Consider the following 20,731-nt stretch of genomic DNA (forward strand, 5'->3'; position numbering starts at 1 on the left):
TTTGCGGGCACCATCAGCGGCGCGGGCAACCTGGTCAAGCAGGGCAGCGGGACGCTTGCCTTGACGGGCAGCAACACTGGCACCGGCACCGTCCGGATCAGCGACGGCACGCTGTCGGTCGGCTCCGCCGCGAACCTTGGCACGGGCATCGCCTCGGTCGACCTGAACGGCGGCACGCTGGCCGCGACCGGAAGCTTCACCTCGGACCGCGACGTGACGGCGAGCGCGGACAGCACCATCGACACCGGCACCAACACCCTGACGCTGAGCGGCACGCTCAGCGGCTCGGGCGCGCTGACCAAGGCGGGCACCGGCACGCTGGTGCTGACCGGCGCGAACGGTGGGTTGAGCGGGGCGGTGGGCATCACCGCGGGCGTGGTGAACGTGCAGAGCGGCACCGCCCTCGGCACCGGCACGACCACGGTGTCCAGCAATGCGGCGCTGCAGCTTCAGGGCGGCATCTCGCTGTCGAACGCGATCGTGCTGAACGGCACGGGGATCAGCAACGATGGCGCGCTGCGCAACGTCTCGGGCAACAACACCGTCACCGGCGCGACCCTTGGCAGCGACAGCCTGATCGCCGCCGACGCGGGGACGCTGACCCTTGGCACGATCTCGGGGACCGGCGCGCTGAGCTTCGGCGGCGCGGGCGATTTCGCCGTGGGCGCGGTCACCACCTCGTCGGGCGGGCTGACGATGGCGGGCAGCGGCACGCTGACGCTGAGCGGTTCCAGCACCTATTCCGGCGCGACCAGCGTCACCTCGGGCACTGTGGACATCACCGGTTCGGTCAGCGGGACCTCTTCGGTGACCAATAGCGGGACGTTGTCGGTCGGCGGCACTGGCACGCTCAACACCGCGGGCGCGATCGGCAACACCGGCAGCTTCACCTCGACCGGCACGGTCACCGCGGGCGGGGGGCTGACCAACACCGGCACCTCCAATCTTGCGGGCACCCTCAACGGGGCGGTCGCCAACAGCAGCGGCGGCACGGTCAACGTGACCGCATCGCTCGGCGGGGTCAGCACCTATGCCAACACGTCGGATTCCTCCGCGCTGAACGTGCAGGCGGGGACCTTCTCGCTCAGCGGCGCGCTGACCAATGCGAGTACGATGAACGTGGCCAGCGGCGCCACCGTCTCGGCCGGCGGCGACGTCACCAATACCGGTACGCTGACGTCCTCGGGCACGGTCACGACGGCCAACCTTCTCAACAGCGGCAATGCCAGCCTGACCGGCACGGTCAACGGCTATCTGTCCAACAGCGGATCCGGCGCGGTCGGGACCAGCGGCACGCTGGCGGTGAACGGCGACGTGGGCAACGCCGGGACCGGCGGGCTGACGGTGAATTCGGGCACCACCACGATCAGCGGAACCCTGACCAACGCCACCACGACCACGGTCGCCAGCGGCGCGACCCTGGTCGCCGGCGACGTGTCCAACCTCTCGGGCGGCACGATCACAGTGAGTGCGGGCGGCACGCTGACCGACGATCTGGACAACGCGGGTACGGTCGACAACGCCGGCACCTACAACGCCGACGTCACCAACGAGGCCTCGGGGACGATCAACAACACGGGCACCTGGAACGGTGACCTGACGTCGAACGCCGGCACGGTGAACACCTCGGGCGCCTGGAACGGCACGATGTCGACCTCGGGCACGGTGAACGCCTCGGGCACGATCACCGGCGCGGTCGCCAACTCGGGCAGCTTCACCGTCGCCGGGGTGCTGGCCGGATCCGGCGCGGCCTTCGTCAACGAGGGCACGGGTACGCTGGCCGTCACCGGCGGCAGCTACACGGGCCTCGGCACGATCACCAACACCTCCTCGGCCTCGACCGGGATCACGGTGGGCGACGGGCTGACGCTGTCGGGCACCGACGTGATCAACGCGGGCACCATCTCGGTCGGGATCGGGTCCACGCTGGGCGGCGATCTTTCCAACTCGGGCCTCGTGACGCTGGCCAGCGGCTCCACCCTGGCGGGAAGCGTGTCGGGCGGGACGCTGACGCTGGCGGACGGCGCCTCGTCGACAATCACGGGTGATCTGTCAGGCAGCACCGTCAACATGGCCAACGGCGCAGCGGACCAGCACCTGACGGTGGCGGGCACGACTTCGGGCGCGACGACGTTCAACGTCGATGCCGACCTGGCGGCGGGCCAGGCCGATACGCTGTCGCTGAACGGCGGCAGCGGCACGGTGACGATGAACTACAACCTGATCGGCACGGTCACCACCTCGGCCGCCGATACCACCGTCATCACCGGGACTGACCTGGACGCGCTGAGCTACGACGTGACGGGGCTGAGCAGCTCCGGCGCGCTGGTGGTCAGCCAGGTGGTCACACCGACCAGCGTGACGCTGACCCCGGCGCTGAACCCGGGGGTCGGCGGCAACGCCTCGGGCCTTGCGGTGGTGCAGTCGCTGATCGGTACGGTGATCAACCGGCCCTCGTCGGTCTTCGCCTCGACCCCGGTCTACGAGACCAAGGCGTTCTGCGCGCCGGGCAGCTGGGGCCGGGTGGTCGGCGGGCGCGCCAGCGCCACCGCCACCTCGGACAACGGCGTCAGCCAGTTTCCGAGCAAGGTCACCGCGAATTATACCGGCCTGCAGGTCGGCGGCGACTGGGGCTGCTACAACTCCGATAGCGGGTGGGACGTGGTCTACGGCGTGAATGCCGGGGTCAACCACGGCAACACCTCGCAGGATGTCTACGCGGTCAACGTGCTGAACGGCCAGCCCACCGGCACCGTCAGCTCGGTCACGCATTCCAAGTTCGATCAGGCCTTCGGTGGGATCTACCTCGTCGCGACCAAGCGCAACATGGCCTTCAACCTGCAGCTGCGGCGCGAACATACCCAGTTCGATTTCACCAACCCAGACTTCTTCGAACCGGGAACCTCGACCTCGGTGAACGGCACGACGCTGACCGGCGACGTGGCGATCGCCAAGCCGATCGGGAAGGGGCTGTCGTTCATCCCGCGCGTGGGCTTCGGCCTGACGCGGGTCGGCGACTCGACGACCAACTACAAGGAGACGGCGACCTCGGACACCACCTTCCCGGTGGTCACCAAGGCGCATACCAACAAGGTCGTCTACATCGCGGCGAGCCTGCAGAAAACGCGCGAGAACAAGGCCGGCGACGCGCTGTTCGGCACCTTCGTGACGGGGACGGTCTACCACGACTTCAGCCCCGACGTGGTATCGGTCTACACCCCCTCTGGCGGCGGCACCGCGCGCACGACGAAGACCTCGAACATCGGCACCTTCGGCGAGATCTCCTTCGGCGTCGACTACCTCAAGGTGCTGGAGCCGGGGACGGTCGGGCCCGCGAAGCAGCTCAACGCCTCGTTCCGGGTCGACAGCCGCTTCTCGAGCGACGTCCACGCGATCGGCGTCACCGCGCAGCTCCGGCTGCAATTCTGATGCCCCCGATACCGGCCCCCGGAACAGAACCCCGGGGGCCGGGCCCGCACTCGGGTCTTTGTCGATTGCGGCATCTCGTCTAACCTGGGGCGGTTCGGTCACGACCGTTCACGCCGCACCCAACGCAGGTCATCAAAGGCAAACATGTCCTGGTACAGCAAAGTCGCCTGGAAAGAGGGCCTGTTCCTTCAGCCGCACCATTTCCAGCAGCATGACCGCTACGTCGAAAAGCTGCTCGAAAGCCGGACCCGGCTGACCAGCCCCTATCCCTGGGGGTTTTCCGAGATCGAGACCGATCGCGACGTGGCCCAGCAGAACAAGTTCGGGCTGCGGCGCGCCAGCGGGATCTTCCAGGACGGTACGCCGTTCGACCTGCCCGGTACATCGGCGGCGCCTCCGGCGATCGACGTGCCCGAGGGATCCGAGGGCTGTTTCGTCTGGCTGACCATGCCGATGGCCACGCCTAACATGCGCGAGGTCGGCACCGACGACGAGGCCTCGCGCGGGTCGCGCTTCTTTCTCGATCGCGAGACGGTGAGCGACGCGACCGCCGCGATGCGGCTGGAGCAGGACATCGAGGTCGCCCAACCGCGCCTTGCCTTCGACATCCGCAAGGCCGAGAAGCCGGGCTTTCACTGCCTGAAGCTCGCCAGGATCGTCGAGGTCCGCGACAAGCAGGTGATCTATGACGAGACCTTCGCGCCGCCGGTTCTGTCGGTGGGCGCGCACCCGGTGGTGTCGGGCTGGGTCGAACGGGTGATCGGCTGGGTTGAGACCAAGCTGATGAGCCTGTCGCGCTATGCCGCCGATCCCACCTCGGGCGGGGGGTTGCAGGCGGCGGATTACCTCATGCTGCTGGTCCTCAACCGCGAGATCAACCTGCTGCGCCACGCCCGCAAGGCGCGCTACATCCATCCCGAGCAGCTGTTCCAGCAGTTCCTGCGCTTGTCGGGGGAGCTCTGGACCTTCGACACGACGCGGCTTGCGCCGGAATACGCGGCCTACGACCAGGACGACCTTGCCACGTCGTTCGAGCCGGTGATGCGCGATATCCAACGGCTGCTGTCGCGCGACCTCGGCCGGGCGACGCGCCTGCCGCTGGAGCAGCTGGCGCCGAATTCCTTCATGGCCAAGGTGCCGGACCCGACGATGTTCCGCAACGCGAGCTTCGTGATCGAGGTGGCGGCGTCGAAGCCGCTGACCCAGATCCAGGGCCAGTTCAACGCGCTGTGCAAGGTCGGCCCCACCACCCGGATGCGCGAGATCGTCGGCAACAACCTTCCGGGGTTGGAGCTTGTGCATCTGCCGACCCCACCGCGGCAGATCCGGGCGATTTCCAGCCACGTCTATTTCGGCATCGACAAGAACGCGGCGCTCTGGCGCGAGTTCTCCAATTCACCGGCCATCGGGCTGCATTTCGCGGGCGACTGGCCGGGGCTGGAGCTTGAGCTCTGGGCGATCATGGAGAACCCGGCATGAGCTCCGACGGCCCCAAGAAGCCCCCGCAACGCACTGTGCTGCGTCCGATGCCGGGCTCCGGGGCCGGCGGGGGCGGTCAGGGGGGCGGCCACGAAGGAGGTCAGGGGGGCGGCCTTGGAGGGCAGCCGCCGGGCGATGCGGGGCATGACCCCTGGGGGGCGCCCGCCCCGCAACAACCGCCGCAGCAGCCCGCCGCGCCGAAAAAGCCCGCGGGCGGTGGTCAGCGCACGGTGATCGGGCAGATGCCGCCACTTCCGCCGCAACATGGTGGTCCGCAGGGCGGCGGTCAGCGAAGCGATCAGGGAGGTTGGGGCCAGCCCCCGGCGCAGGGCGGCGGCTTTGGCGGGCAGGATTTCGACAGCTGGGGCTCCGGGCAGGGCGGCTCGGGGCAGGGTAGCTGGGGGCAGCCTCCGTCTCAGGGGGGCTGGGAACAGCCGCCGCAGGGCAATTCCTGGGGCCAGCCGGCCGAGGGCCCGACCGATTGGGGCCAGCCCTCTCCGCCGCCGCACCAGCCGGGGCAGGGTTATGGCGGCCAGAACTATGGCGGGCAGAGCCAGGGCGGGCAGGGCGACAGCCCGTTCGACAGCTTCTCCGCCCCGACCCCGCCTGAGCAGGGCGGTCATTGGCTGGGGCAGGCCGGTGTCAACCAGGACAGCTTCTTCCCCGAACAGCGCCGCCCCGAACCGGCGATGCGCGCGCCTGCCCGCAAGATCGCGCTGGAGGAGGCGCTCAAGGTTCGCACCGCCGGCATCAGCGCCGAGGTCAACCCGATCACCGCGGCGGCGGCGGGCCTCCTGATCCTGTTCGGGCAACTGCGCAGCCAGATCGTGGAGATGCAGGCGGTCCCGCTGATGACCCATGTCACCGACGAGATCCAGGCCTTCGAGAAGCGGGCGCTGGCGGCCGGAGTCGACCCGCAGGATGCGATGGTCGCGAAATACTGCCTTTGCGGCACCGCCGACGACATCGTCCAGAACCTGCCCGGCACCGACCGTGGCGTCTGGATGCAGTATTCCATGGTCGCGCGTTTCTTCAACCGCCGCACCTCGGGCGTGGGGTTCTTCCAGGAGGTCGAGAAGGCGCTCGTCGATCCGGCGCGGAAATACTACCTGCTGGAGCTGATGCTGACCTGCCTGCAGCTGGGCTTCGAGGGCCAGTACCGCGGCATGCCCGGCGGCGACGTGGAGTTGCAGCGCGTGCGCCGGCGGATCTACGAGACGCTGCGCACGATCAAGCCGCGCGGCGACGATGACATCTCGCCGCGCTGGAAGGGCCTCGACATCGCCATGCGGCGCACGCGCGGCGGGTTGCCGGTCTGGGTTGCCGTCTGCATCGCGGCGGCGATCCTCGTCGGCGCCTATATCGGGATGCGGCAGTTCATCACCGCGGATGGCGATGCGCTGGCGCAGCGGGTGATCGCGGTGAACCCGCGCGACCAGGTGCGCATCCTGCAGATCGCGACCGTACCGACACCGCCCGCGAAACCCTACAAGGCGCCCGAGTTCAAGCCGCCGCCGGGGGCCGGCCCGACCCAGCTTCAGCGCGTGGAAAAGGCGCTTGGCGACGACATCAAGGCCGACAAGCTGACCGTGGCGAAGCAGGGCGAATACATCGCGATCACCCTCAACAACCTCGTGCTCTTCGCCTCGGGCAGTGCCGAGACCAAGGGCGATTTCGGCCCGATCGGCGGGCGTATCGCTGCCGCGCTCGATGGCGAGAAGGGCAAGATCCTGATCGTGGGCCATACCGACAACGTGCCGCTTTCGGGGCGCGGGCGGTTCAAGAACAACTTCGATCTGTCTGTCGCGCGGGCGAAATCCGTGTCCAGGGTGATTGCCGCCGGGCTGAAGGATCCGGCCCGGATCGAGGTACAGGGCAAGGGCTCGGACGAGCCGATCGCGGACAACAAGACCGCCGAGGGCCGGGCCAAGAACCGGCGGGTGGAGATCCTGCTGCAACGCGAGGAGACGCTCGATCCCGGCAAGGTGGTCGACACCGCGGCGGCGGCGGACGCGGCGGGCAAGGCGGCCACGCCGGAGGGCAAGTGACATGACGGCACGGTCGAACGGCGCCGGACGGCAAGAGGCGCGGGCATGAAGGTCTGGCTGACACGTATCCTGGTCGTGCTGGGGCTTTTGTGCTTCAGCGCGGCGGTCTGGTTTGCGGCCCCGCTTGTGGGCTTCGGCGAAAGTCAGCCCTTCGCCCCGGTCTGGGTGCGGATCGCGATCATCGCGGTGGCTTGGCTCATCGCCTTCGTGGTGTGGCTGATCCGCTTCCTCCGCGCCCGCAAGGCCGAGGCCGCGCTGGAGGATGCCGTCGCCGGACCGAAGGTGACGGGCGACGCCGACCAGCTGGGCGAGAGGATGACCGAGGCGCTGGCGGTCCTGAAGAAATCCTCGGGCTCGCGCCAGTATCTTTACGATCTGCCGTGGTACGTGATCATCGGGCCGCCGGGCGCGGGCAAGACCACGGCGCTTCTGAATTCGGGGATCAAGTTCCCGCTGTCGGAAAAGACCGGCGGCGCGGTGGCGGGCGTGGGCGGCACGCGTTACTGCGACTGGTGGTTCGCGGAAGAGGCGGTGATGATCGACACCGCCGGCCGCTACACCACGCAAGACAGCGACAAGGAGGCCGACAGCGAGAGCTGGTCTTCCTTCCTCGGGCTTCTCAAGCGCAACCGCCCGAAGCAGCCGATCAACGGCGTCATCGTGGCGATCGGCCTCGACGAGGTGCTGTCGGGCACCGAAGAGACGCTTGACCGCCACGCCGAGGCGATCCGCGCCCGGCTGATGGAGATCCACGAGACGCTGAAGATCGAGGTGCCGGTCTACGTCCTGTTCACCAAGGCCGACCTCGTCGCCGGCTTCACAGAGTTCTTCGGGTCGTTCAGCGCCTCGCGGCGGCAGAAGGTCTGGGGCGCGACCTTCCAGACGGAAAGCCGCAAGGAACAGACCGTCGGTCTCTTCGGCCGGGAATACGACGCCCTCGTCTCGCGCCTTTCGGAAGAGGTCACCGACCGCCTGCAGGAGGAACCGGACCCGGTCAGCCGGATCCAGATCTTCGGTTTTCCGGGGCAGGTGGCGATGCTGCGCGAGCGTCTGCAGGGCCTCGTCACCTCGATCTTCGAAAGCTCGCGCTACCGGGTGAACGCCAACCTGCGCGGCTTCTACTTTTCCTCGGGCACCCAGGAAGGCACGCCGATAGACCAGGTGCTGGGCGAGATGGAGCGCAGCTTCGGCGCGATGCCGGCGGGGGCCATGGCCGGGACCGGCATGTCGGGCAAGGGCAAGAGCTTCTTCCTGCACGACCTGCTGGCCCGGGTGATCTTTGCCGAGAGCGGCTGGGTCAGCTACGACCGGCGTGCGGTGCGGCGCGGGATGCTGATGCGTGGCGCGGCTTTCGGGGCGCTGGCGCTGGTGACGCTGGGTCTGCTGGGTGTCTGGGGGATGAGCTATTACCAGAACCGCCAGCTGATTGCGACCGCCGACGCGGCGGTGATGAATTACGCCTCGGTCGCGCGCGACGAGCTGGCGAAGACCGAGATCCAGGATCCCGATCCCAGCAAAGTGGCGGGCTATCTGCAGATGCTGCGCACCATGCCCACGGGCTATGCCGGGCCGGACGGGCAGGGCGCCTTTCTCGACGGCTATGGCCTCGCGGTGGAGCCGCGCCTGCACTCGGCCGCCGTCACCTCCTATCACCTCGCGCTGGAGCGGATGCTGCGCCCGCGGCTGATCATGGGGCTGGAGCAGCAGCTGACCGACTTCATCCAGAAGAACGACACGCTGTCGGTCTATGAAGCGTTGAAGGTATACAAGCTTCTGGGCGACGCTGCGCCGAAGCCCGACGACAAGGTCGTGCTGGCCTGGTTCAACAAGGAATGGAAGACCGCCTTCCCGCTGGACGACAGCACGCGCCAGCAGTTGATGGACCACCTCAAGGCGATGTTGACGCTTGATACCACGGGGCGCACGGCGGTGGGCCTGAACGGCGCGCTGGTGGATCAGGCGGAGCGGATGCTGGCGCGGATGAGCGTGGCCGACCAGGCCTATCTTCTGGTGAACGGCACGGCGGAATTCTCGGGCGTGCCCGATTTCAACGTGGCGCAGCGGGCGGGAGCCGACAGCGACAAGGTGTTCGAGACGGTCGACGGGTCGGATTTCAAGTCGCTGACCGTGCCCGGCCTCTATACCTACCGCGGGTTCCACGACTTCTTCCTGCCGCAGCTCGCCCAGGTCGCCCAGAAGATCGAGGACGACCAGTGGGTGATGGGCGATTACGCCAAGCAGGCGGATGTCGAGGACCAGATAAAGCGCCTCGGGCCCGAGCTGATGAACCGCTACACCAACGATTTCATCGCCGCGTGGAACAGGGTCCTGACCAACATCAAGTTCCGCCCGATGGCCGCCGACAAGCCGAATTACACAACGCTCGGCATTGCCTCGGCCCCGCGCCTGTCGCCGATCTTCCTGCTGATGCAGGCGATCGACCAGGAAACCCGGCTGACCCGCGCCTTCGCCGATGACGGGGACGGGGGCGGGGGGGCCGCCGGCAGCAAGGTCGCGGCGCTTGCGGCGCAGGCGAAAGGCGGCAACGGCGCGGTCGGCATGGCGGCAAGCGAGCTGAGCTCCCGCGCGCTGTCGCGCACCTCGGGGCTGGCACGGGTCGGGCTGTTCATCGCGCTGAACGGCGGCAAATCGCAGAACCGCGCGGGCGGCGGGGGCGGCGCGCAGCCGCTGCCGGGTGCAGCGATCGAGGCGAACTTCGCCGCCTACCACGACATGTTCGAGGGACCGGACGGACAGCGCACCATCGACCAGCTTCTGGCGATGCTCGACAAGTTGCATACCGATGTCATCCTGTCGGCCACCTCGCCCGCGGCGGCGGCGCAGCAGATCAGCCTCGATGTCGGCAACCTGAAGTCCAAGGCTTCCTCGCGGCTGCCCGATCCGCTGGGCCGCATGGTGAACCAGTTGGCCGACGATTTCGCCTCGGACGCGACCAACGCCTCGCTTGCCGACCTGAACGCCCAGCTTCAGGTGCAGGTGACGCAGCAGTGCCAGAAGATCGTGCAGAACACCTATCCGTTCTCGCGCCGCTCCTCGCGCGACGTGCAGATGATCGACTTCGCCCGGATCTTCGCGCCGGGCGGGGTGATGGACCGGTTCTTCTCGCAGTACCTGGTGAAATACGCCGACATCTCCGGCAAGGACTGGAAGTGGCGGGCGGGCGATCCGCTGGGCTCGCGCCTGTCCACCGCCGCGCTGCGCGAATTCCAGCGCGCGGCCGAGATCCGGGCCGCCTTCTTCCCCTCCGGCTCCAACATCCCGGGGGTGGAGCTGACGATCGCCCAGACCGCGATCCACAACGACGTGCAGGCCGCGCTGCTGGAGATCAACGGCCAGACCATGACCACCCGCCAGCAAGGCAACGTAGCGCAGAAATTCACCTGGCCGGGCGGGTCGGCGGACGGCTCGGCGTCGGTCCAGTTCGCGCCCGAGCTTCAGGGCCGCGACAGCGTGCTGGCGGCGCCGCGCGGGCCCTGGGCGCTTTACCGTTTCGTCAAGATGGGGCATCCGCGGATCTCGGGCCGCGAGGTGCAGGTGCAATACACGATCGGCGGGCGCTACATCGCCTATTCGATCCAGGTGGGGGCGCTGGTGAACCTGTTCGGGATCCGCTCGCTCAGCGATTTCCAGTGCCCGACCGGGCTCTAGGAGGGGGCGGATGACGACGAGGGGGATGGCGTCGGAACGGCCCGGGGTCTTCGGCAAGCTGCCCGCCAAGGGCGATTTCATCAGCCGCGACCTGCCGGCGCCAGTGTTGCAGGCGCTGGAGGGGTGGCTGCAGGAGGTGATGGCGGGCGCCCGCAACGCCGCCGGACCGCATTGGCCGGGGGCCTGGGCCGCGGCGCCGGTCTGGCGCTTCTGGATCGGGCCGGATGTGTTCGGCACCGCCTGTGCCGGGGCGATGATGACCTCGCGCGATCGGGTGGGGCGGCTGTTTCCGCTGATCCTCCTGCTGCCCGACCGGGGGCGCGCATTTCCGCCGCCACCCGTGGTCGACGCGGGCGAGGGCTGGTACGGCGCGCTCGAGGCGCGGCTACGCGCGGCCTTCCGGCTTTCCGATCTTGCCGATGCCTCGGTGCTGTCCGAGGGGCTGGCGATCGGCGAGCTGCCACCCTGGCCGCCAGAGGCGCCGGTGGATCTGTCGACGGAGCCGCAGCAGGAGGCCAAGGCCGCGGCGCAGGTCCTGGCCGAAACCTTCGTCTCCCCCGATCCCACGGCCAGCGCGCCCGACCCCGCGATCTGGGACGGCGCGGCCGCGGAGGAGGGCGATCCCGCCACCCCGGCCGCGGAGGGGGATGACACCGTGGCGGCGGAGGCAGTGTCAGAGGAAGGGTCTCCGGACGCCGAGGGAGAGGTGCCGGACGTCGCGACAGAGGCCGCTCCGGAAACCGCCGATCCGGCCTCGCCCGACGCCGGGCAAGAGGAGGCGGCCGCGCAGGTTGAGGCCCCGCCGCTCCCCGAGGGCGATGACAGCCCCTTTGCGGAAGACGGCTTCGTTCCTCCCGATCCCGCCGACCTGCCGGCCTTTGCCGAGGTGCCGCCCCCCATCGCCGATACGCTGCCCGCCGCGACACGGGCCGTGTCGGAGGCTGTGCCGGACGGCGTAGCGGAGGAGGCCTCGCCATCGCCCGCCGCCGCCCCGCCCGATCACGCCTGGGGGCCGCCGCCCGAGCCCTGGCCCTCGCTGCCGCGTCGCCAGGAAGACCCGGTGCGCGCGCTCTGGGCGATGGCCGAGGGCGACGACCCGGTGGCCCTGCTGTCCGACGTGGCTGCGGCCGACCACCTGCGCGCCGCCGCGCGCCGTTCCTATTGGTGGACGAACGGGGGCGGGCGCGGGCCGGCGGCGATGATCGCGCTCGACGGTCTGCCCGACAGCGCGGCTTTCGGCCTGCTGATCCGTGGGGGGAGATGAGATGGCGCAGATCGCGGTTCACGTGATTTCACGGCGCGGTAACGCCCTTGGCAAGCGGCCCCGCTTGCGCCTATCGTGGGCGGACGGATCGTCCGCGATCCCGCATTGTCGTACCCGGGACCCCCGCTGATGCCCGAGATGTATTTCCGTTTCGTGACCGGTGCCGTGACCCATGAGGGGCGGGTGCGTGACCACAACGAGGACAGGTTCCTCGTGGTCGACCGCGCGGGCCTTTGGGTCGTCGCCGACGGCATGGGCGGCCACCAGGGCGGAGAGGTCGCCTCGGGCAAGATCGTCGAGGCGCTGGCCTCCATCGGCGTCGCGGCCTCGGCCCCGGATTTCCAGGCGCGCTTTCTCGACCGGCTGGAGAACGCCAATTCCGCGATCCAGGATTACAGCCGCCAGCGCGGCGGGGCGATCATCGGCTCCACCGTCGTGGCGATCCTCGTGCACGAGAAGGAATTCGCCTGCATCTGGTCGGGTGACAGCCGCGCCTACCGCCTGCGCGACGGCGAGCTGCGGCAGGTCAGCCGTGACCATACCGAGGCGCAGGAACTGCTCGACCGCGGTGTGATCACCGCCGAGGAGGCCGAGAACTGGCCGCGCAAGAACGTCATCACCCGCGCCGTGGGCGTGGCGCCTCAGGTCAGCTACGATGTCGTCTCGGGCCGGGTGAAGGACGGCGACCAGTTCCTGCTCTGCTCGGACGGTCTTACCGGCCATGTCGAGGATGACGAGATCCGCGCCGCGCTGATGGCGCATGGCCCGCAGGAGGCCTGCCAGCAGCTTCTCGACCTGACGCTGAAGCGGGGGGCGACCGACAACGTGACGATCGTGATCGTGCGCGCCTCGGTCAAGACGCTGGTGGTGGGCGAGGGGGCGGCCGCGGGGGGCCAGGCCGCCGGCCAACCGGCGCAGGACATCTGGTCATGACCCATGGCTGAGGATGACGACGACGACCTTCCCGCCAGCCTGATCCCGGAATCGACCCAGATCGCCCCGGGGACCGAGATCATCGGCACCTACGTGATCGAGCAGCACCTCAACACCGGTGGCATGGGCGAGGTCTATCGCGGCCACAACATCCACACCGAGGAACCCGTCGCGATCAAGATCGTGCTGCCGGCACTGGCGCATGACCGCAAGATCATCTCGCTCTTCCAGAAGGAGGCCACGGTCCTCAACCGCCTCAATCACGAGGCGATCGTGCGCTACCAGATCTTCACCGTCGATCCGGGCATCAAGCGCCCCTGCCTTGTGATGGAATTCGTGGGCGGCGAGTCTCTGGCCGATCACCTCCGCCGCGGCCCGATGCCGCCGGCCCAGGTGTTCACGCTGCTCGCGCGCGTGGCGTCGGGCCTCGGGGCGGCGCACAAGGTGGGGGTGATCCACCGCGATCTTTCGCCCGACAACGTGATCTTGCAGGACGGCGCGGTGGAGCATGCCAAGATCATCGACTTCGGCATCGCCAAGGCCGCGAACGTGGGTAAGGGCCGTACCCTGATCGGCGACGCCTTCGCCGGCAAGTTCGGGTTCGTCGCGCCCGAGCAGCTGGGCAAGTACGGCCGCGAGGTGACAGAGCGGACCGACATCTATTCGCTTGGCCTCGTTGCCGCCGCCGCCGCGAAGGGCGAGGCCTTCGACATGGGCGACGATTTCTTCGAGGCGCTGGAGGCCCGCAATGCGGTGCCGAACCTCCTGGGGATCGACCCGGGCGTCGCCGCGGTGCTGGAGCGGATGCTGCAGCCCGACCCCAAGGACCGGCCCGCCGACATGGCCGAGGTGCTGGCGCTGCTGCCCGGGGCGGATGGTCAGACCCGGCCGCCCCGCACTGCGCCGCCGATCGTGCTGCCCGTCGCGGAGGCTTCCGCGCCGCCGGCCGCCAGCCCGGCCGCGACCGATCCGCCGGGGGGCTCTCCTCCGCCCGTCGCGGCACCTCCGGCGACCAAACCCCCGGCAACCGAAGCGCCGTCCACTTCCGGCCCCGGGGGCGTGCCCCTGCGCGAGCAGACGCGGGTGAGCGAGCTTCCCGCGTCGCGGGAAGGGATGCCACCGAAAGGATCTGCCCGCTCGACCGAGATCTCGGCCCCGCCCGGGGGCGGGTTCGAACCGACCCGCATCACCACGGACGCGCCGCGCGTGCAGCCTGCCCCGCGGGCGCCCGAGCCGACGCAGCTGTCCGAGCCTCCGACTGGGGCTTCGGTGTCCACGCACCCGTCTTCGGTGCCTCCGTCGTCGGTGCCTCCGTCCTCGACATCACCCGATGGGGCTCCTTCGACCACCCAGATCTGGAGTGAGGCGGCCGGCCCGGCAGGCGAACCGCCATCTTCCGTGCCGCGTTCGGTGCCGCCCCAATCTCAGCCGCCCCAATCTCATCCGTCCCAGTCGCAACTTCCCCGCTCCCATCCGCCCGAGGCCGAGCGCACGGTGATCGGCGAGGCTCCGGCGACGGCGCCATCTGTGGCACCGGTTTCGCGGGCGCCGGAGCGGACGCAGATCGCCACCTCGCCACCGGGAGGGGCTGCCGAACTGTCGCCGGACGGCGCCACGCCCGGGGACAGCGACAGCCCTTTCGGCCCGCCACCCTCTGCCACATCCACCTCACCGCCGCCCGCCGCGCCAGCGTCCCAGCCGACGGCCGCCGCCGCGCCTGCGGCCCCTGCTGCCACGAAGCAAGGGTCCAAGACCGGCGTGCTGATCGGGGGTGGCGTCGCCGCGCTGGTCGTCCTCGGGGCCGGGGCCTGGTTCGGGGGGCTGATCCCGCAGGGCGCCCCGGCGGTGAGCGGGCAGGGGACGGAGGTCGCCTCCAGCGTGCCCGCGCCCACCCCGGCGCCGAAAATCGCCCCCCCGGTGCGCTCCGGCGGAACCGCCGGGAATGACGCCGCCCCCGCCCCCGCGCCGAAACCTGCCGCGCCGGTCGTCTTGCCGGGGCCGCTGGTGCAACCCGAGGGGCTGGTCAGGGTCGACCTCGCGCGCGCGGCCCCCGCGGTGGCGGATCCCGCCGCGCAGCGCGGGGCGCTGCTGGCGGGCTTCGACGCCCTCGGGTGTGCCTATGCGCAGAAGGGCGGACAGGGCGGCCCGATCCTCGCCTATGCCGCCGCCGGGCGCGACGTCGCGGCGCTGAGCTGGGCCATCGACCGGACCGGTGGCGCAGGCGCGCCCTCGGTCAGCGCGCGCATGGTCACCCCGGCGCAATGCCCGGTGCTGGCGCTCGTCGCCGCCCGCGCCGGCGCGGCGCCGCTGACCATCGGGCTGCCGGCCGCCACGCTGAAGCCCGGCCAGCCGTTCAGTGGCCGCATCACCGGGGCCGGAAAGGGGCCGCTGTCGCTTTACGCCATCGACGCGGCGGGCGGGGTCTACGACCTGAGCAAGCGGCTTGGCCCGGCCGAGGGCGGCGCGCGCAGCTTCGAGGTCACGCTGCAGGCCGGGGCGGGCGCGGGGGCGGGGCAGCCGCTTTTGTTCCTAGCAGCAGCCATCGGCCCGGGCGCTGCGCCCGATGACGCGCCGGAGGATGCGCAGGGCCTTTCTGCCCGCCTCAAATCCGCGCTGGCCGCACCGGGCGGCACCGGGACACCGGTGATCGGGCTGCAGATGGTGACGCTCGGGACGCCTTGAATAATTGCCCTAAAGGGCAATCTTTGGCCCTCCCGCGCGGAAAACCGCCGAAAACGGGCCCCACTGGCGCCGCAAACCGGCTTCACCCTGCCGTTTCAGTGGAGTTTTCACCACAGGTGACGCTCCCGTCGCTGCCGAGGCTTTCCCTGACGTCCGGCAATGCCTATTTTACAAATTGAGGAGCATATGGAAGGTAGGAACATGAAGAAGACAGTTCTCATGACCGGCGCCGCTGCTCTGGGTCTGGCCTTTGCGGGGTCCGCGTTTGCCAACCAGGTGGTCGTGCCCGCGCAGGTCCTGTCCTGCGAAAACTGCACCGCGATCGAGGTGCCGAACCCGCCCGCCCCGCCGGCGGAGCGCAAGATCAAGGTGCATCGCGTCTGGAGTACCGGCGTTCTGCACTGACCAGCGCTATGCGAATTGGGGCGTCCCCTCGCAACGGGTGCGGATGCCCCGGCGAGGTATTGCTGAACACCAGGAAGAGGCGGGGCGCCCTGTCCCGCATATGATGCTCCTGCCCGGGTGGCGGGAGGAGTTCGTTTTTGCGGATCACGGACTTGCGATCCGGCCCAAAACCCCCGAACATGACCGCAGGCAGCGGCAGATCGGGGGAGCCAGGGTTACATGAGGAATGTCCGGAACGCGGCCAGGCGCGCAGTCGCCCTTCCCGCTGCCCTTTGCGCCATCGGCCTCACTTCCGCCGTCGCTGTCGGTGCCGCCGGTGGGGCCGTCGCCCAGACCCGGCCCGAGATCACGGTGGAGCTGAACAAGGCCGAGAAGGCGGACAAGGCCTGCCGCATGACCTTTGTCACCGAGAACGCGCTTGGCGTCGCACTCGACAAGCTGTCGCTCGACGTGGTGGTGTTCGACCAGGCGGGCGTGGTCGGGCCGCGGCTTGTCCTCGACATGGGGGCGATGCCCGAGGGCAAGACCAAGGTCGTGGATTTCGACGTGCCCGACACGGAGTGCGGCAAGGTCTCGCGCCTGCTGTTCAACGCGGTCCAAAGCTGTACCTCGGGCGGCAAGCCGGTGGGCAATTGCGAAGCCTCGGTCGAACCCGACAGCAAGATCGCCAAGCTTCCCTTCGACAAGTGATCGCGCCACACGTCGGCCCCCGCGTCTGAGCCCGCGCCGGGGCTGATGCCTGTCCAGCATGAGGACGTCACGGCGCCGCCTTGGCGTGCGCCGTCGGCTCCTTGATGCCCGGATGCTGCGCACGCCCCGATACAGGTGGTGCAATTTATGCAGCGGTACGGTGCAAACTTAGCAGAAGACAGCAGCGCAGCATCTGCCAATCTTGCGCGGAATCGTGACCCTTCCAGCTGTCGGAGATCTGCCAGATGCCGCACAAGATCCTGTCCCGCCGCGCCTTCCTTCGGACCTCTGCCGGCCTTGCCGGTGCCACCGCGCTTGGCACCCTGCCCATGGCCGCGCGTGCCGCGGGCAAGCTGACCGTCGGCTTCATCTACGTCGGCGCCAAGGACGATTACGGCTACAACCAGTCCCATGCCGAGGGCGCGGCGGCGGTCAAGAAGATCCCCGGCGTGACCGTGGTCGAGGAAGAGAAGGTGCCCGAGACGGTCGATGTGACCAAGACCATGGAATCCATGATCAACTTCGACGGGGCGACGCTGCTGTTCCCCACGTCCTTCGGCTATTTCGATCCCTTCATCCTGGGCCTCGCGCCGAAGTACAAGGACGTGCGGTTCGAACATTGCGGCGGTCTGTGGACGCCGAAGGACCCGAAGAACGTGGGGTCGTACTTCGGCTATATCGACATGGCGGTGTACCTGAACGGGGTCTGCGCGGGCCATGCGACCAAGTCGAAGAAGATCGGCTTCGTCGCCGCGAAACCGATCCCGCAGGTGCTCGAGAACATCAACTGCTTCCTCCTCGGTGCGCGGTCGGTCGATCCGACGATCACCTGCCAGGTGATCTTTACGGGCGAATGGTCGATGCCGGTGAAGGAGGCCGAGGCGACAAACGCGCTTTGCGATGCGGGCTGCGACGTGATTACCGCCCATGTCGACGGCCCCAAGGTGGTGATGCAGACCGCCGCGGGCCGCGGCGCCTTCATCTGCGGCTATCATGCCGATCAGTCGGCGCTGGCGCCCGAGAAGTACCTGACCGGGGCGGAATGGAACTGGCCCAAGGTCTACACCGGCTTTGTCGAGGAGGTTCTGGCGGGCAAGGAGATCCCGAACTTCGTTCGCGGCGGGTTCAAGGAGGGCTTCGTCAAGATGTCGCCGCTGGGGTCCGCCAACTCCGACGCCGCGCGCAAGCAGTTCGAGGATGTGAAGGCGAAGATCATGACCGGCGATTTCGTCGTCTTCAAGGGGCCGCTGAAGGACAACAAGGGCAACACGGTGATCCCCGCGGGGGTCAGCCAGCCCGAGACCGACGTGGCGCTGGAGAAGATGAACTACCTCGTCGAGGGTGTCGTCGGCACCACCTCGTAACCGGGCAGAGGGGGCGGGCAGATGGCCGAGCAAAGCGTGACCATGGCGCCCGGGACCGGCGGGCGGCGCACGGAGTGGCTGGCGCCGCTGGCGCGCCGGGCCGAGGGGGTGGTGCTGCCGGTGGCGGCACTGATCGCGGGGTTCGCGCTGTTTGCGCTGTTCCTCCTGATGCTCGGCAAGTCGCCCGTCGACTTCTATGAACTTGTCTACAAGGCGGGGTTCGGTACCGCCTTTTCGTGGCAGAACACCCTGTCACGCGCGGCCCCTCTGTTGTTCGCGGCCCTGTGCGTGGCGCTTCCCGCACGCCTGGGGTTGGTGGTCATCGGGGGGGAAGGCGCGATCGTGCTGGGGGGGACGGCCACGGGGGCGCTGGGGGTCTGCTTGGCAGGGACCCCCGGCGTCGTGGGCTTGCCGCTGATGGCGCTTGGCGGCGCGCTGACCGGCGCGCTGTGGATCGGCGCGGTCGGTGCACTGCGGCACTACCGCGGCGTGAACGAGACGATCGCGAGCCTCCTGATGGCCTATATCGGCATCGCGCTGATGAACTTCCTGGTCGAGGGGCCGCTGAGGGATCCCGCGAGCCTCAACAAGCCCTCCACCGCGCCGCTGCCCAGGTCGCTGCAGGTGGGCGACATCCCGGGGATGGACGTGCATTGGGGCCTGATCGTCGCGCTGGTCTGCTGCGTGCTGACCTGGGTGTTGATCGAACGCACCTCCTGGGGCTTTGCGGCTCGTATCGCTGGCGGCAACGTGCGCGCGGCACAGGTGCAAGGCCTGCCGGTGGGTCGTCTGATCGTGGGCTTCACCGCGCTTGGGGGCGCCTTCGCGGGGCTTGCGGGCTTCTACGAGGTGGCGGCTGTGCAGGGATCGGCCAACGCCTCGCTGGCGGCGGGCTATGGCTATACCGGCATCCTGATCGCCTTCCTCGCGCGGCAGAACCCCCTCGCCATCATCCCGGTCGCCATCCTCCTGGCGGGGTTCGAGGCCTCCTCGGGCCTCGTGCAGCGGCGGATGGACCTGCCGGATGCCACCATCCTCGTCCTCAAGGCGGTGGTCTTCGTGGTGATCCTGGTGTCCGACACCCTTTACGGACGGTTCAGGCTTTTCTCTCCCGAACGCTGGAGGACAAGATGAGCACCGATATCGGCGCCTGGGCCGTGCCCGTGGCGATCCTCGGGGGCGCGATCCGCGTCTCCACCCCGTTCCTCTTCGTGTCGCTGGGCGAGGTGCTGACCGAACGCTCGGGGCGCATCAACCTCGGGCTGGAGGGCACGCTCGTCTTCGGCGCGATGTCGGGCTACGCGGTGGCCTACCTGAGCGGCTCGGCCTGGCTGGGCGTGCTGGCGGCGGCGCTGGCGGGTACGCTCTTCGGCCTGCTGCACGGGCTGATCTGCTCGCTTCCCAAGGTCAACGACATCGCGGTCGGCATCTCCCTGATGCTGCTTGGCACGGGCCTTGCCTTCTTCTTCGGCACCGCCTTCGTGCAGCCCGTCGCGCCGCACCTGCCGTCGATCCCGCTGGGCTGGTGGTCCGACATCCCGCAACTGCAGGCTGCGCTGCGGGTGAACGTCCTCTTCCTCATCGGGATCGTGCTGGCGCTGTTGCTGGCCTGGATGCTGAAGACCACCCGCGTGGGCCTGATCCTGCGCGTGGTGGGCGACAGCACCGATGCCGCCCGTGCCATGGGCCTGCGTCCGAACCTGATCCGCATCGCGGCCACCGCCACGGGCGGGGCCTTTGCGGGGGTGGGCGGCGCGTACCTTTCGCTCTTCTATCCGGGCTCGTGGTCCGAGGGGATCTCCTCCGGGCAGGGGCTGATGGCGGTGGCGCTGGTGATCTTCGCCCGCTGGGACCCGATCAAGGCCTTCTGGGCTGCCCTTCTTTTCGGCGGTGCGGGCGCGCTTGGGCCCGCATTGCAGTCGGTGGGCATCGCCAAGGGCTACTATCTCTACTACGCGGCGCCCTACGTGCTTACGCTGGGCGTGCTGATCGCCACCTCCTCGCCCAACCGCGCCACCACCGGAGCGCCGGGCGAGCTCTCCATCACCAAGTAGGAGGCCGCCATGAACGCGCCCAGCCCCGACGTCACGCCGACCACCATCGCCTCCGAGCCGTACCCCTGGCCCTGGAACGGCGACCTGCGCCCGGAAAACACCGCGCTGATCATCATCGACATGCAGACCGATTTCTGCGGCAAGGGCGGCTATGTCGACGCGATGGGCTATGACCTGTCGCTGACGCAGGCGCCGATCGCGCCGATCAAGGCGGTGCTGACGGCGATGCGCGCCAAGGGCTACCACATCTTCCACACCCGCGAGGGCCATCGCCCCGACCTTGCCGACCTTCCGGCGAACAAGCGCTGGCGCTCGCAGCGGATTGGTGCAGGCATCGGCGACCCGGGCCCCTGCGGCAAGATCCTCGTGCGCGGAGAGGCCGGCTGGGACATCATCCCCGAGCTCTACCCCGAACCCGGCGAGCCGATCATCGACAAGCCCGGAAAGGGCAGCTTCTGCGCCACCGACCTGGAGCTGATGCTGCGCACGCGGGGGATCGACAACCTCATCCTGACCGGCATCACCACCGATGTCTGCGTCTCGACCACGATGCGCGAGGCGAACGACCGGGGTTTCGAATGTCTGGTGCTGTCGGATTGCTGTGGCGCCACGGATCCGGCGAACCATCAGGCCGCGCTCAACATGGTCAAGATGCAGGGCGGGGTGTTCGGCGCGGTCTCGGACAGCAAGACGCTGATCGCGGGGCTGGTCTGA

General features: G+C 69.0%; 13 protein-coding genes. All 13 read left to right on the top strand.

Annotation, left to right across the window (positions count from 1 at the left end; genetic code table 11):
• The coding region (locus tag CVV76_RS02260) for a beta strand repeat-containing protein (protein WP_199178476.1) at positions 1-3,429 on the top strand (3,429 nt) is incomplete at its 5' end.
• A 144-nt stretch (positions 3,430-3,573) separates the two neighbouring features.
• Positions 3,574-4,908 (top strand): type VI secretion system baseplate subunit TssK, encoded by a 1,335-nt coding sequence (gene tssK, locus CVV76_RS02265; protein ID WP_102223011.1) that lies wholly within the window; start codon positions 3,574-3,576, stop codon positions 4,906-4,908.
• On the top strand, positions 4,905-6,956 hold the full coding sequence (gene tssL / locus CVV76_RS02270; RefSeq protein ID WP_233192686.1) for a type VI secretion system protein TssL, long form: 2,052 nt from the start codon (positions 4,905-4,907) through the stop codon (positions 6,954-6,956). Before tssK ends, tssL begins: the two co-directional genes overlap by 4 nt.
• Positions 6,957-7,001: 45 nt before the next feature.
• Positions 7,002-10,625, top strand: a complete 3,624-nt coding sequence (gene tssM, locus CVV76_RS02275) for a type VI secretion system membrane subunit TssM (protein ID WP_102223013.1) — start codon at positions 7,002-7,004, stop codon at positions 10,623-10,625.
• A gap of 10 nt (positions 10,626-10,635) precedes the next feature.
• Positions 10,636-11,889 carry a type VI secretion system-associated protein TagF gene (gene tagF, locus CVV76_RS02280; protein WP_102223014.1) on the top strand — a complete coding sequence of 418 codons (1,254 nt, stop codon included), beginning with the start codon at positions 10,636-10,638 and terminating at the stop codon, positions 11,887-11,889.
• 129 nt (positions 11,890-12,018) lie between these two features.
• Positions 12,019-12,822, top strand: coding sequence for a PP2C family protein-serine/threonine phosphatase (locus CVV76_RS02285; RefSeq protein WP_102223015.1), 804 nt, complete (start codon positions 12,019-12,021; stop codon positions 12,820-12,822).
• A 3-nt stretch (positions 12,823-12,825) separates the two neighbouring features.
• The gene (locus CVV76_RS02290; RefSeq protein WP_102223016.1) at positions 12,826-15,504 is read left to right on the top strand and encodes a serine/threonine protein kinase; all 2,679 of its coding nucleotides are present in this window, start codon (positions 12,826-12,828) and stop codon (positions 15,502-15,504) included.
• Positions 15,505-15,705: 201 nt separating this feature from the next.
• Complete coding sequence (locus tag CVV76_RS02295) at positions 15,706-15,909, top strand: hypothetical protein (RefSeq protein ID WP_146010233.1); 204 nt, start codon at positions 15,706-15,708, stop codon at positions 15,907-15,909.
• A gap of 219 nt (positions 15,910-16,128) precedes the next feature.
• On the top strand, positions 16,129-16,599 hold the full coding sequence (locus CVV76_RS02300; protein ID WP_102223018.1) for a hypothetical protein: 471 nt from the start codon (positions 16,129-16,131) through the stop codon (positions 16,597-16,599).
• A 245-nt stretch (positions 16,600-16,844) separates the two neighbouring features.
• Positions 16,845-17,963, top strand: a complete 1,119-nt coding sequence (locus CVV76_RS02305) for a BMP family ABC transporter substrate-binding protein (protein WP_102223019.1) — start codon at positions 16,845-16,847, stop codon at positions 17,961-17,963.
• 21 nt (positions 17,964-17,984) lie between these two features.
• Complete coding sequence (locus tag CVV76_RS02310) at positions 17,985-19,097, top strand: ABC transporter permease (RefSeq protein WP_102223020.1); 1,113 nt, start codon at positions 17,985-17,987, stop codon at positions 19,095-19,097.
• Positions 19,094-20,017: an ABC transporter permease gene (locus CVV76_RS02315; RefSeq protein ID WP_102223021.1), complete on the top strand. Its 924-nt coding sequence runs from the start codon at positions 19,094-19,096 to the stop codon at positions 20,015-20,017. Before CVV76_RS02310 ends, CVV76_RS02315 begins: the two co-directional genes overlap by 4 nt.
• Positions 20,018-20,026: 9 nt before the next feature.
• Positions 20,027-20,731, top strand: coding sequence for a biuret amidohydrolase (gene biuH, locus CVV76_RS02320; protein ID WP_102223022.1), 705 nt, complete (start codon positions 20,027-20,029; stop codon positions 20,729-20,731).

The organism is Acidimangrovimonas sediminis, from assembly GCF_002871005.1.
Lineage (GTDB): Bacteria > Pseudomonadota > Alphaproteobacteria > Rhodobacterales > Rhodobacteraceae > Acidimangrovimonas > Acidimangrovimonas sediminis.